Origin of the sequence: Hungatella sp. SB206 (genome assembly GCF_051132295.1) — a bacterium.
Lineage (GTDB): Bacteria > Bacillota > Clostridia > Lachnospirales > Lachnospiraceae > Hungatella > Hungatella effluvii.
Window position 1 is genome coordinate 1,494,374 of sequence record NZ_CP096603.1, and the last position, 13,918, is coordinate 1,508,291.

Below are 13,918 nucleotides of genomic sequence, written 5' to 3' on the forward strand. Positions count from 1 at the left end.
GCCATATCACACAATGCTCCCATCCCGCACCGTAATAATCCTGCTGCTGCTTTTGGCAGCTTCCGGGGAGTGGGTCACCATAATGATGGTCTGCCCGGTGCTGCGGTTGATCTCCCGCAGCAGGCTCATGATATCGGCGCCGGATTTCGAGTCGAGATTGCCGGTGGGCTCGTCGGCGAAGAGAATTCCGGGATTGCCGATGAGCGCGCGGGCGATTGCCACGCGCTGCTGCTGGCCGCCGGATAACTCCCGGGGCGTGTGTCTGCGCCGGTCGGACAGGCCCACCATCTCCAGAATCTGGTCGAGACGGTCTGTGCAGCGCTCCATTTTCTGACCGTCCATAAGAAGCGGGAGCATGATATTTTCTTCCACATTCAAGTTGGGAATCAGGTTGTAAAACTGAAAGACGAATCCGATGTTCCGGCGGCGGAGAACGCTCATTTTTTCATCTCCGAAGCTGGAGATATCGGTACCGTTCAGAAGCACGCGGCCGCCTGTCGGGGTGTCCAGACCTCCAAGAATATAGAGAAGCGTGCTTTTTCCGGAACCGGATGGTCCCATAATTGAGACGAATTCCCCCGGCATTACCCGCAGGGAGACATCCTTAAGCACCTCGGTTACGGTATCTCCAAGCCGGAAATTCTTAACGATATGCCGTCCTTCTACGGCGGCAGTTTCTATAACAGGTTTCATTTCTTATCCTCCAGTTCTGTAAGCTATTCAAATTTGATTTCTTCCACAAGTTTCATTTCCCGGCACTTGATGATGGGGACGACAGAGCCAAGCAGAGTGACCGCGATTCCCAGGATACCGGAAGTTAGAAACGTAAAAACATTCAGCTCCGGCACAATCTGTATTTTTGGACCAGCTACAAGGAAGATGGTCTGGATTTCCATATAAGAGATAAATACGGCAAGGACCGCGCTGATCAGGCCGGATGAAAAGCCTTCGATCACTGTGACCAACGCCATCTGTCGGTTGGAGAGCCCCACAGACTTATACATGGCGGTGCTGCGGCGATTTTGAATATGGCTGATCAAAAGGTTGTTGACGACGCCGACCGCGGCCAGCAGCAGGATAAACCAGGTCATTGTGCGCATGGGCTTCAAAAAGGTTCCGACCGTGGAAAGGGCGTCCGTGTTGAATTCTTCTACTGTCCGGCTCCAGTTGGAGGTTTCACCGAACAGGCTGCGAAGCTTTACCATGATGGCGTCCGGATCGGCTGCGGTATAAGCGAGAAAGCCGTAGGAGACGGCTCCGAAATCGGAAACCGCACATGCAGCTGGAATAACGGCCTCAACATCGGTGGCCCTTGATTTGAAGCTGCCGACGAGCAGATAGTCCTGCAGGACGGAGCCGTCGGAAAGGGACAGGATGTCCCCGGTGGAAGCGCCAATTCGTTTCATGCAGTCTGTGCTCAGGATGACGGCGCGCCCGGAGGCGAAGGCCGAAATGGCGGAAGCTTCCATGTCCTTTTCCGTATAATGGAGCGCCAGCATGGGGCCGTACCAGTCGAGGCGGTCGGTTGCCTCCAGCCGGCTGAGGGGAAGGCCGTCCGCTGTTATCTCATTCTTATAGACGTAAAGCGGCAGAACCTGCTCTATACCATCCATTTCCTTCACTCTATCGACAAATTCCGGTTCCATATGTCCATCCGCAAAGCCGTCAAGCTCCGCCCCATGAAAGACGTCACTGACATACGTTGTGACAAAATCACCGACAACCGTTATGGCGATCACGGCGGAGATACTGATGAAGAGCAGCGTGATATTCTGCGCTGTATTTTTATTGCCTTTCATGTTCCGGGCAGCCAGCCAGCCCTCATTTCCCAGGAGGGAGCGGTAAAGCGGTGTGAGTGCCTCAGAACAGATGGTGGTGAGCATGGGAACGAGAAGCACGGCCGATGCAGTCATTCCCAGCAGAGAGAGGCCGCCGGCCAGGTACAGCATGGGCCCGGATACGAGGCGGGGCAGCAGCATGGATATCAGAAACACGATTACACAGACGCTCGTAAGGAATCTGACGGAAGTGTGCGGTTCTTCTGCGGTGCCAAGTACGATGTCCTTCACCGGCAGGCGTCCCGCACGGCGGATCGGAAGCCAGGCGGAGAGAAATGCCACGGTTACTGCCATGGTAAATGAGATCACCGCACTGAGCGGGGAGATCACTGCCGGGATTTCGATGCCCTGGGACAGAGACTGCCCCATGCCGTGAAGAATCAGCTTCAGGACCACAACGCCTGACGGGATTCCCAGAAGGCCGCCTGCGCTTCCGTACAGGAGGCTTTCCAGAATGAAGATGCGGGTCACGGTCTTTTTCTCTGCGCCGATGCTGCGAAAGGTTCCGATTACTGGCAGGCGGTCCAGGGTAATCACTTTGTAGCTGCTGTAAATAATGAACACGCTCATGGTCATGGAGAAAAAGCTGATGAGGAAAAACGGCATGGATTTCTGCCTTGCGTCGGCCTCGATCTGCGCCTCGTTGACCACCTCGGATACAATATAAGCGGGGGCGGGCAGAGCAGCGGCGATTTCGTTTTTCAAAACCGCGGTGTCAGCTCCCGCAGCGGGCTTTATCAGGATTTCGCTGTATCCGTCCGTCTGATCCAGGAGTCCGGCCAGGGTGGAAAGAGGCAGAAGGGCTGTCGCTCCCCTCGTATGGCGGAGGAAGACTGTGTCATAGTTTGCAATTTCTGCGGCCTGAAGAGGAACCGTGGCGCCATTGATCTGTAAATGAATGGTATCACCTTTATTTATTCCGTATTTTAAAGTAAAACGGTCCGGCAGGATCACCAGGCTGCCGGTGAAATCAGTGATTTTCTCACCATTGGCCAGATGGGGCGGATTGATTTTAGCCAGCTCCGTTAAATCGGCGGCAATTAAATCGATGGTCTCATAGTAGCCGTTCTCATGATAGAGGGCCGTGCCCTTCAGCACGCCCACGCCTGCCTCGATGGACGAAAGCGGGGGAAGTTCGTCCGTTTTAATGGCCCCACCGGCCGCTTTTACAGAGAGAACTGCGCTGCCCGCCATGCCCCTGGCCATTTTTTTCTGTGCACTTTCATAGGAAGCGCCGATGGAAAAGGATACGAACAGGAGCATGGAGGAGAGCAGAATGGACAGGAACATGACTGTGGTTCGCAGCTTTCGCTCTTTAATATTGGTGAGAATATATTTTAGTATGATCTTCATTGTGGCACCTGCTTTCCGTGGAATTGTCTGATTTTGCAATTATAATTGCCTGTTTACCATAATTAAAAAAGGCTGACAGCTATCATGAAAATTATGATAAACTGTCAGCCTTAATCTGACTTTCAGACAACCTTAATTAACCTTAAGAAACAGGAAATTCAATCGAAAACACGGTACCTGCGCCGGGAGTGCCATAAGCGGAAATGGTTCCGCCGTGCAGCTCGATGATGCTTTTCGCTATTGCCAGACCCAGGCCGGTCCCTTCCGGCTTCTCTCCGGTGCCGGTGCCGCGGTAGTAGCGGTCAAAGAGGTGTTCGGCCTCCTCCGAACCTATGCCCTTTCCATTGTCGGCCGCCTGGATCAGCAGCGTGCCGTCAATGCGGGATACCCGGAGCGTAACCTCCGCCGTTTCTCCTCCGTGTACAAAGGCATTGATAATCAGATTGCGAAAGGCCCTCGTCAGCAGCTTTGGATCAAAGGAATAGAAAATGGCGTCCTCCGTGCTGTCAAAACCAATGACGCGGTCTTCGTACTCGGGCGTATTTAAAATATCGATTGCCAGCTCTTTTAAGAAGCGGACCATATTTTGATGCTCCCGGTTGACGGGAAGCAGGCCGTTCTCCAATTGGTACGTCAGCTTCAGGTCGTCAATGAGCGCTTCCATGTAGGCGGCGTTTTTCAGTATGACCGCGGCGTACCGCCTGTAAGATTCCTCCTGCCCGTCGTCCCCGTCCTGTATGATCTCCGCATAGCCCTTAATCGGGGAGAGGGGCGTTTTCAGATCGTGAGTGATGTTGGAAATCCATTCCTCCCGCATCTTCTCCGTCTCTTCCCTCAGGCGGTCGCTGGCCCGGATCTCGGCATCTAATGCGTTCAGGCTGGCGTACAGATCCCCAAACGCGCCGCGGCTGTGATCGGAAAGGCAGCGGCGGAGGGAGATATCCCGGATGGAGGCAGTCAGCCGCTTTAACTGTCTGGAGGTCCAGAAGCCGTAGAGGGCGCCGGAGACGAGAACCACCAGGAACAGCACGCATAAAAGGGTCAGAAAGACCGGCCGGCCGCCAGAAAAACGATCCCCGTTGAGATACATGGTGATGGCGGAGATTTTCATGGGAAAATAGAGTATATAGACGCAGTCTTCCCCGGCGTCTTGAACGGTGCCGGTAAAGGCGGAATAAGAGCCGCTGACGGAATCCGGCTTTCCGTAGCTGTACGCCTCCCGGCCATCCGGAGCTAAGATCTGGAGACCCACGCCGTTGTCCTGCAGCAGTTCGATTCCGGCCTGTGTAACCCGGGGCGTACCGTCCATAAACTGGATCTGTCTGCCAAAACTCTCTGTAAAGGATTTTGGCCAGTCACTCCTGACGTAAGACCCATCCGGTTTTCGAACCGTTATCAGCAGAAAAAAGAGAAGAATTGCCGACAGGATCGTGCCAATCAGCGTCAGCAGGAAGATAAAATATATGTGGAATGTGGTTCGGTAACCGGATTTCTTCATTTATTTGATCCTTTTCCTGAGTTTATAGCCCAGGCCTTTTACGGTGATGAGCTGCTGCGGCCTCGACGGGTCCGTCTCTGTTTTTTCCCGAATATGGCGGATGTGCACCATGATCGTGTTGTCACAGATACTGCTGGCTTCCCCCCAGACCTGTTCATAGAGACGCTCTTTGCTGATGATTTTGTCCGTATTTTCCATGAGATAGGAGAGCAGAAGGAATTCGCGCCCAGTCAGGGCGATCTCGCGTCCATCCTTATAGACCCGCCCGCTCTCCTTATCCAGCGAGAGGGGACCTGCGGTTAAGACGGAGCCAGTGTCCCGGGATGGGGATGCCTGATAGCGCTGGCGGCGGAGCTGCGCCTTGACGCGGAACACAACCTCGCGTGGGCTGAAGGGCTTGGTGATATAGTCGTCTCCGCCTGAGGCGAGACCTAGAATTTTATCCACATCATCATTTTTGGAAGACAGGAACAGGATGGAACAATAGGAGAACTCCCGAATCTGCCTGCATACCTCCAGACCGTCTATATCCGGAAGCATGATATCGAGAATAACCGCGTCCGGCTGGAATTCGCGGCAGATGTTCACCGCGTCCGCGCCGTTATACGCCTTTCGGATATCCCGGAAACCGTCCTGGCGCAGGACTTCTTCCATAAGGTCTGCAATATCTTTTTCATCGTCTGCCAATAAAATCTTACCGTCTATGACTGCCACCTGCTTTCTGGTGAATGTTTCAATTTTGAGGTGAATGCTTCCATTGTTCCATGATAAATGATCTCGTCTCCTTCTCCTGCTGGCTTAAGAATTCACACCACTGATCAGTGAAGCCTTCCGTGTCACCGTCCTCCAGAAAAGTGACGGCCTGGAGGACGGCAGGATTGTATTCCTTGCCCAGACTATCCTTTTTCAGCCTCATCAGGGTGACCGGATAGCCGCAGGACAGAAGCTGTTTTAATTTGTCATAGCACTCGCGAACCGTGGCGGAGGAGCAGTGCTTAACGATAAAACCCAGATAGATTTCGAGATAGAGATCCGTTCGGCTTTCCTTCTTGATGCACCTGAATTGCTCGGTTAAAACCTCCAGAGCCGTCCTGGAGACGGACTGAAATGTAAACAGGGAGACTGACCGGGAGGTATATACCAGTATCTGGAGACTTTCCAGATAGAGATCCAGCATTTCATGCACATCGGGACTGGAAAAATCGATGGTTTGCGGTGTCATACAGACCAGGATGCCCTTACCGTGCTGGGACACTGCCACCCCCAGGTCATTGAGGAGCGAGACCGTACGGCGTATTGTCGACAACGCCGTTCCGTACTTTGCGGCCAGCTGCGGCAGAGAGGGGAGATAGCTTCCGATGGGGTAAACTTCGGAAACAATTCCACGGATGATGCTGGCGGCCAGGGAATAGCGTATCTGGGGACGCTGCCGGTAGAGGCTCCACCGGAAGGGGACCGGCTCAGGCAGCGTGGGTGCATATTGGGGACGTACTGTTTTCAGAAAAGAAAACAGGTCATCAGCTGTTTTATTATAAACTTTAAAATACTCTGCCTTCAGATCGTGGATGAGCTCTTCGTTTGTCTGGATTCCCAGATCTTCCAGAGAGCGCTTCCATGCCGCCTGGTCTTCGGACAGATAGGGGAAGCAGAGGTAACGGACCATCTCCCAGTAAAGATTTAGCAGGAGCTTATTATCCAGCGCAGAAAGTGCCAGAATATAGAGTTTAATCGGCATAAACAGCGTGTCCGGTGAGGGATTGGCAAGCCATTCACGCAGCTGATTCCATTGGTCCTCTTCCCAGCGCTGAAGTCCCAGTGCGAAAAGCGGTTCGATTAAAATCTGTCCGGCCACTCCGATGTCGTTTAATCCGTCCTCACGCGGCAGAAAGTAGTCGGCAATATTTTTCCGGATCCGGGAGGGAGCGGCCTTGTAAACCACGCGGGCTACTTTGGATGCTTCGACCTGTATATATCCGTCCCGTTCCAGATAAGTAAATGCTGTCCGTACCGTCGGAACCGCAAGGCTGAATTGAACACATATTTTGTGGATGGACGGCATCGCGTCCCCATAAGTATAAAAACCAAATAAGATTCTGGTTGCGTAATAGTCGTATACGAGTCTGTATAATTCATTGCTGCCTTTCATGTTTTCACCTCTTCCTTATTATACCATGAGCTCATGAAACGGTACAGTACCGTTTAAGAAGACAGAATCGATTGTATTCGAAGTCAGGTTGTGGTAGAATCCAATTAGTATGTGAACAGAGAGAAAATACCATGTATTACAAAAAGACTGGAGAGAACTGCGATGTCAAGAAAAATCCCCGCACTGCTCCTGTTTCTTACCCTTGCGATATCGGCCCTCACAGGCTGCGGCGGTAAGAACAGAGTGGTGAATGATGATACCCTGGATAGCCAGGAAATTGTGACAATCACCTTTTTTGGAAACAAATATGAGCCGGATAATGTAACCGTGATCGAACAGATTATGTCGGAATTTATGAAGGAAAATCCATATATCCGTGTATCTTATGAGAGCCTTAAGGGAACAGCGTACTTTGATGCCCTTGAGAAACGTATGGAGAGTGGAAAGGGAGACGACATATTTATGGTGAATCATGACATCCTGCTGAAGCTGGAAGAGAAGGGACAGCTGGCGGATTTGTCCGGCCTTTCCACGCTGCCTGATTTTACGGACGAGATGAGGAGCCAGATGGGGAACGGCAGGACTACCTGGGTCCCTACAACGGTGTCCGTTTTCGGCCTTTACTGCAATCTGGATTTATTGAAGGAACATAAACAGCAGGTTCCCGGTACACTGAAAGAGTGGGAAGCCGTCTGCGACTATTTCATCAGCAGAGGAATCACTCCGGTTATTGCCAACAATGACATTTCCCTGAAGACACTGGCGATCGGCCGGGGATTCTACCAGGTATACCAGGATAAACGCCAGACGGAGGTGTTGGAACGTCTTAACAGCAGTGATGAGAAACTGAGCGAATATCTGACAGAGGGATTTTCAACTGTAGAGTCGTTTATCAAAAGAGGGTATGTGGACGCGGATAAGGCACTGAAGACCCAAAAGACCTCCGACGATCTGAAGGAATTTATTCTGGGCGAGTCTCCATTTATGCTTACAGGAGCCTGGGCGGCAGGGCGTGTGGTCCGTATGAAGCCGGACTTTCAGTTTGAGGTGTCGCCGCTGCCGATTCTCGACGAGGGCAGTATGCTGGTGATCAATCCCGATACACGTCTGAGCGTAAATGCCGACAGCGAACATTTTGACGCTGCCATGAAATTTGTGGAGTATTTTACGAAAGCTGGGAATATACAGCGGTTTGCCGACCAGCAATCTTCCTTCAGCCCGTTAAAGGAAGGGAACCCCTCCAGTGTTTTAGAGATCCAGCCTCTGATCTCCTGTTATGAATCGGGGCGGACGGTGATCGGAACCGATGATTTGCTGAAGCTGCCCATATGGGAGCTGACGGCGGAAGCTTCCCAAAAGCTGCTGGCAGGGGAAAGTCTTAATTCTACCATGAGCTGGCTGGATCAGCAGGCTCAGGAAAGGATTGTACCATGATGAAGCAACAGGACGGAACGGCAAGGATTAAAATTGCGCTGGTGGCGTTACTCGTCAGCGTGGGGATTGCGTTGATCAGTGTGCTTTTTGTCAGCTCGGTGCGGGAGCAGCTCTGGCAGCAGTCCATAGGCACTATTCGGGAGAGTACCCAGCAGGGGCTGAATACGCTGCGGGTCCAGCTGCAGGAAGAATACAGGGTTATGGAGTCCCTCACGAATTATCTGAAAAAATATACCGCCGGCCAGACGGAAGAGCTGGACGGGCTGATCAGCAGCTACAGCCGTATGGACAATGGGATTGCGTTATATCTGGAAGACGGTACCAAATTTCCGTCCGGTGATCCCGGTGATACGGCGGCAGCGGATTTTCTGGCCTCAGCTTCTGAGGAAAAGGGGATCATCGATCCTCACATCTGCAGCGGCACGGGAGTCAATGAATTTAACCTGTACATAAAAGTGATCCTGCAGGATGGAACGGCGGGATACCTTCTGAAATCGTACGAAGTGGGGGAGATTGTGGACAGCTTCACCGTCTCGTTTTATCAGGACGCCGGTTTTTCCTATGTGGTGGACACCAGCGGAAATGTGCTGATCCGTCCGCCGCATCCGGGCAGCAACAAGACGGTGCAGAACCTGTTTGACATGCTTCCGGAATCTCAGAATGATTCTGCCAGGCTGGACCAGTTTGCACAGTCCCTGATCGATAAAAGGACGGGATGGGCTACCTTCACGTATCAGGATGAGGACACCGTATTCTGTTATATTCCATTGGGACTGAATTCTGACTGGTATCTGATCTCGATTATTCCGCAGAACGTTGTTGAGGCGCAGACGAATCAGATATTAATCCGCACCTTTCTTCTTATTGCGGTTATCCTGATCGGACTGGCCATACTGGTGATCGTCTACTTGCGTTACGTCAGACAGATAAACCGGAAGCTGAGGGGGCAGGCCAGCTACATCGAGCATCTTTATAATGCAATACCGGAAGGAATCGCTCTGATAACCCTGGAGGACCCATTCCAACTGCTTCAACTGAACCAGGAGGGGCTCAGGCTGCTTAATTTTCCGGAGGAGGCATCTAACGACTCGCTTAATGGAAAGAAACTCATGGAATTTATCCATCCGGAGGATTATCCGATGATTGTGGATATCTTCCGGGAGGCGGCCGAGGGCGATCAGAAGCGATCCTTTGAGAATCGTGTCATGAGGGAAGACGGAAGTTTCTTCTGGTCGGCCGGACTGGTGGAAAAAATGCTGAATGAAGACGGAACTCCGGTCCTCATTGCCACTTTCCACGACATTACATTGGAGAAGCTGGCGGAGGAAGAGGCGGAGCGGGAGAAGCTGCAGGAGCGCCGGATGCTGATCAGCGCGGTCTCCAATGTGTTCCCGGTTATTATCAGTCTGAATTTAACCTGTGACACGCTTAAATTCATTTATATACAGCCGGGACTCCTGGCCGACCTGGGAGGGCAGGAATCCTTTAACAGATTGTACCAGGAATTTCTGGCTTCCGTGCATCCGGACTTTCAGGACGAATTCAGGAAGCGTCTGGCGCCGGAGAGCCTTAAGAAGACCCTGGGAATCCGGAGGCAGGAGGTGTTCCTGGAGGCCAGGCTTATGCTGGCGGACGGTCAGTATCACTGGACCTCCACACAGATCATTTACGTGGAAAATCCGTATTCCAGCGATCAGCTTGCAATCCTGTTATCACGCCGGATTGACGAACAGAAGCACGAGGAGGAACAGCACCGGCAGGCGCTTCAGAGCGCTCTGGAGAGTGCAAAGGCGGCCAGTGTGGCTAAGAGTCAGTTTCTGTCTAATATGAGCCATGATATCAGGACGCCGATGAACGCCATTGTGGGCATGACGGCGATCGCCGCTTCCCACATGGAGGACCATGATCGGGTGCGGGAATGTTTAAGGAAGATTAATCTGTCAAGCCAGCATCTGCTGAGCCTGATCAATGATATCCTGGATATGTCGAAGATTGAGAGCGGAAAGATATCCCTGCGGGAGGAGCCGTTTAACTTTGCGGGTCTGGTGGCGGAGGTTACGGAGCTGATACGCCCGCAGGCCGATGCGGATCACCTTCGCATGGACATCAGTCTGCTGGAGTTAAAGGATGAGATGGTGATCGGTGATCCGCTCCGAATCCGCCAGATCTGTTTCAATATTTTGAGCAACGCAGTCAAGTATACGATGGAAGGCGGCCGCATCAGGGTTAATGTATACCAGAAAAACAGCGGACGCGGGGAGTATCAGAATTACGTGTTCGAGTGCATGGATACCGGACTGGGCATGAGCCCGGAATTCCTGGATAAGCTCTTTCTGCCGTTTGAACGGGTACAGGATTCTACACACAGCAAGGCCACCGGAACCGGTCTCGGCATGGCCATTACAAAGAATATCATAGATATGATGAGCGGTGATATCCAGGTGAAGAGCGAGCTGGGGAAAGGCTCCACCTTTACCGTGACCCTGCCGCTGAGGCTGCAGAACGCTCCTCAGGAGGAGATTCCTGGTGAATGGCTTGGCATCCACTGCCTGATCGCGGACGACGATATGCAGACCTGTAAAAATGTCACGGAGCTTCTCAAGGATATCGGACTGCGCGCGGAGTTTACGACGGAAGGACTGAGGGCGGTAAGCCTGGCGGCACAGGCCATGGACAGTATGGATCCGTTCGAGCTGATGATTATCGACTGGAGGATGCCGGATATCGACGGGGTGGAGATTACGAGGCGGATTCGGAAGATCGCTGGGAATGAGGTGCCGATCATTATTCTGACCGCCTACGACTGGTCCGATATCGAGGACGAGGCCCGGGAGGCGGGCGTGACGGCATTTCTGGCGAAGCCGTTCTACCGTTCCAAGATCTGCTACCTCTTAAGGGAGCTGGAGGAAGAGAAGAATCCTGTCGAATACAAAGAGGTGGGGGACAGCCGTGATTTTCAGGGCAAACGGGTTCTGCTGGCCGAGGACAATCTGCTGAACCGGGAGATTGCCCACACTCTGATTGCGGAGATGGGGGCTGAGGTGGAAGACGCCTGCGACGGGGGAGAAGCGGTCCAGAAGGTAATCGGTTCGGAAGAAGGATACTACAATCTGATTTTGATGGATGTTCAGATGCCGGTCATGAATGGCTACGAGGCGACGAAAGCCATACGGAATCTGGAGCGGCAGGACGCAAAACGGATTCCCATTGTGGCCATGACGGCTAATGCATTTGAGGACGACCGACAGGAAGCGCTTCGCGCAGGCATGAATGATCATTTTTCCAAACCGATCGATGTAAAGGCGCTGGAGAAGCTGCTGGGCCGGTATCTGTCGAGCGCGGGAGAGTGACAGGAATGATGATAAGGAGGAAGGGTGCATTGAAGGATTTAAAGGTATCAAAGAAGTTGACGATCTCATATGCGATCATACTTACCCTGCTTATTATGAGCTGTGTGGTGAGTATTGTCGATTTCGTCAGGCTGGGAGGGCAGATAGAGACCTTCTATGACGGGCCGTTTACTGTAAATGACAGTGCAAGTGTTATTAATTCAAACTTTGAACGGATGCAGAAGTCTGTTTACCGTTCTATATCGAATACGGATTCCGAAATTGTAAAAGAAGCGATCACTGATGCCAGGAATTGCGCTGCAATCATACAGGAAGAGGTTCCTGTTGTGAAAGCGCATTTCCTGGGCGATCAGCAGATTATCGACCGGCTGGAGGAAGCGCTGGCAAAGCTGGCGCCCATGAGAGAGCACGTTCTTACGCTTGCTTCGGAGAATCAGAAGGCCGAGGCGGCGGATTATATGGAGCATAATAATATTCTCGCGATTCAGGAGGCACAGGTGGTACTGAACAGCCTGATTGAGAGCGGGAATAAAAAGGGAGAGAATCTAGTATCTGGACTGAGGGAGAAGCAGGCGATGGCTGTATTTACCGTGATCATCCTGGGAGGCATCAGTGTGGCGGTAAGCATTGTATTCGGCGTTTACATAACACGCGGGATCACTCTGCCGGTCACAGAACTGGAGCAGGCGGCACGTGCCATGGCCAAAGGAGAGTTCTCGGCGGTCTGCGTTGCATATGATTCCAGGGATGAACTGGGAAGCCTCGCCGGAGATATCCGCAGCATGGTGAATACTCTGACAGATGTCATTCAGAATGAAACCTATATACTGAATGAGATGGCAGAGGGGAATTTCAGCGTTCAAAGCGAAAGAGATGAGTATTATATCGGAGAATTTGAGCAGCTGATGCGCTCCATGAAAAAGATCAGCCGCGGATTAAGTGAGCTCCTGCTTCAGATCAGCCGGTCGGCAGACAACGTGGCGGCCGGTTCAGAACAGGTATCCTCCAGTTCACAGAATCTGGCGCAGGGAACCACGGAGCAGGCCGCTTCCGTAGAGGAACTGACCGGCATGATGAGCGAGATATCGGATCAGGCATACCGGAATTCCAGGGACGCACAGGAGGCCAGTGAAAAAGCGCAGATGGTCAAAGAAAATGCAACCGAAAGCAGCCGTTCCATGCAGGAGATGGTAAAGGCCATGGCGGAGATCAGCGGCAAATCCGACGAAATCAGGAAAATCGTTAAGACGATTGAGGATTTTTCCTTCCAGACCAATATCCTGGCATTGAACGCGGCGGTGGAAGCCGCGCGTGCAGGAGACCGCGGCAAAGGCTTTTCCGTGGTGGCAAATGAGGTGCGGAGTCTGGCAAACCAGTCGTCTGCCGCTTCTAAGAGTACTGCGGCCCTGATTCAGAGTTCCCTTCAGGCTGTAGAAAACGGCCGGAGGATCGCAAATGAGACGGACAATGCGCTGGCGGAGGTGGTGAGCGGGATAGACAACGTGTCGGAGCTGCTCTTCCATATTACGGACGCGTCGTCAAAACAGTTTGACGCGAACCGGCAGGTCACGGAGAATATCAATCTGATCTCCGAAGTGGTTCAGACGAATTCCGCAACGGCGGAAGAGTGCGCCGCCGCAAGCGAAGAACTGGCTTCTCAGGCGCAGCTCTTAAAGGAACTGGTCAGTCATTTCAAGTTGGCGGATCTGGCGGAAGGCGAAGGCAGGTGAGGTCAAATATGGAGTACACAATACGGAAATTGAAACAATCGGAATATCCATTGCTGGAAGATTTTTTATACGAGGCGATATTTGTGCCGGAAGGCATGAAGCCGCCTGCAAGGTCGATCCTTCAGACACCGGAGCTGCAGGTCTACACTGCGGATTTTGGAAGTCAGACGGCGGATCAGGCGCTGGCGGCGGAGGCGGACGGAAAACTTGTGGGGGCCGTATGGGTGCGGATCATGAATGACTACGGTCATTTCGATGACAGCACGCCGTCACTCGCAATATCCCTCTACGGGCCGTACCGTGGGCTCGGTATAGGAACCGGGCTGATGAAGGCCATGCTTACCCATTTAAAAGAGATCGGGTTCAGCCGTGTGTCTCTCTCTGTACAGAAGGCCAATTATGCGGCGGGACTGTATCTCCGTCTTGGGTTTCAGATCGTCGCTGAACATGCGGAGGAGTATCTTATGGTATGTGAACTGTAGAAAATTTAGTAGGATACCACGGGGAATTTAACGGTAAGGATGTCTGAGCAGCATTGACTTTTTATTATCACAGTGATAATATTCTTG

At 52.3% G+C, this 13,918-nt stretch carries 9 protein-coding genes; 4 read left to right on the forward strand and 5 right to left on the reverse strand.

Annotation, left to right across the window (positions count from 1 at the left end; translation table 11 throughout):
- Window positions 1–6 precede the first annotated feature (6 nt).
- The 5 genes from M1L66_RS06530 to M1L66_RS06550 form a co-directional block, all read right to left on the reverse strand.
- Complete coding sequence (locus M1L66_RS06530; protein ID WP_434691611.1) at window positions 7–693, reverse strand: ABC transporter ATP-binding protein; 687 nt, start codon at window positions 691–693, stop codon at window positions 7–9.
- Between the two features lie 23 nt (window positions 694–716).
- Window positions 717–3,191 (reverse strand): ABC transporter permease, encoded by a 2,475-nt coding sequence (locus tag M1L66_RS06535; protein WP_434691613.1) that lies wholly within the window; start codon window positions 3,189–3,191, stop codon window positions 717–719.
- Window positions 3,192–3,333: 142 nt separating this feature from the next.
- On the reverse strand, window positions 3,334–4,689 hold the full coding sequence (locus M1L66_RS06540) for a sensor histidine kinase (protein ID WP_434691616.1): 1,356 nt from the start codon (window positions 4,687–4,689) through the stop codon (window positions 3,334–3,336).
- Entirely contained in the window at window positions 4,690–5,394 is a 705-nt protein-coding gene (locus M1L66_RS06545; RefSeq protein WP_187022513.1) for a response regulator transcription factor, read from the reverse strand.
- A 28-nt stretch (window positions 5,395–5,422) separates the two neighbouring features.
- On the reverse strand, window positions 5,423–6,835 hold the full coding sequence (locus tag M1L66_RS06550; RefSeq protein ID WP_434691618.1) for a GntR family transcriptional regulator: 1,413 nt from the start codon (window positions 6,833–6,835) through the stop codon (window positions 5,423–5,425).
- A gap of 162 nt (window positions 6,836–6,997) precedes the next feature.
- Here M1L66_RS06550 and M1L66_RS06555 point away from each other — a divergent pair, with 162 nt between their 5' ends.
- Genes M1L66_RS06555 through M1L66_RS06570 form a run of 4 tightly spaced genes read left to right on the forward strand, consistent with a single transcriptional unit; the run spans window position 6,998 to window position 13,831 of the window.
- Window positions 6,998–8,269: an ABC transporter substrate-binding protein gene (locus tag M1L66_RS06555; RefSeq protein WP_187022483.1), complete on the forward strand. Its 1,272-nt coding sequence runs from the start codon at window positions 6,998–7,000 to the stop codon at window positions 8,267–8,269.
- Complete coding sequence (locus M1L66_RS06560; RefSeq protein WP_434694211.1) at window positions 8,269–11,619, forward strand: response regulator; 3,351 nt, start codon at window positions 8,269–8,271, stop codon at window positions 11,617–11,619. Before M1L66_RS06555 ends, M1L66_RS06560 begins: the two co-directional genes overlap by 1 nt.
- A 5-nt stretch (window positions 11,620–11,624) precedes the next feature.
- A complete protein-coding gene (locus M1L66_RS06565) occupies window positions 11,625–13,349 on the forward strand; it encodes a methyl-accepting chemotaxis protein (protein ID WP_243270290.1) in 1,725 nt (574 codons plus the stop codon).
- An 8-nt stretch (window positions 13,350–13,357) separates the two neighbouring features.
- A complete protein-coding gene (locus tag M1L66_RS06570; protein ID WP_187022481.1) occupies window positions 13,358–13,831 on the forward strand; it encodes a GNAT family N-acetyltransferase in 474 nt (157 codons plus the stop codon).
- The last annotated feature ends 87 nt before the right edge of the window (window positions 13,832–13,918 follow it).

Excerpts from the sequence above, each read along its gene's own strand:
- M1L66_RS06530 (WP_434691611.1), bottom strand. The coding sequence starts at position 693 with ATGAAACCTGTTATAGAAACTGCCGCCGTAGAAGGACGGCATATCGTT.
- M1L66_RS06535 (WP_434691613.1), bottom strand. The coding sequence starts at position 3,191 with ATGAAGATCATACTAAAATATATTCTCACCAATATTAAAGAGCGAAAG.
- M1L66_RS06540 (WP_434691616.1), bottom strand. The coding sequence starts at position 4,689 with ATGAAGAAATCCGGTTACCGAACCACATTCCACATATATTTTATCTTC.
- M1L66_RS06550 (WP_434691618.1), bottom strand. The coding sequence starts at position 6,835 with ATGAAAGGCAGCAATGAATTATACAGACTCGTATACGACTATTACGCA.
- M1L66_RS06555 (WP_187022483.1), top strand. The coding sequence starts at position 6,998 with ATGTCAAGAAAAATCCCCGCACTGCTCCTGTTTCTTACCCTTGCGATA.
- M1L66_RS06560 (WP_434694211.1), top strand. The coding sequence starts at position 8,269 with ATGAAGCAACAGGACGGAACGGCAAGGATTAAAATTGCGCTGGTGGCG.
- M1L66_RS06565 (WP_243270290.1), top strand. The coding sequence starts at position 11,625 with ATGATGATAAGGAGGAAGGGTGCATTGAAGGATTTAAAGGTATCAAAG.
- M1L66_RS06570 (WP_187022481.1), top strand. The coding sequence starts at position 13,358 with ATGGAGTACACAATACGGAAATTGAAACAATCGGAATATCCATTGCTG.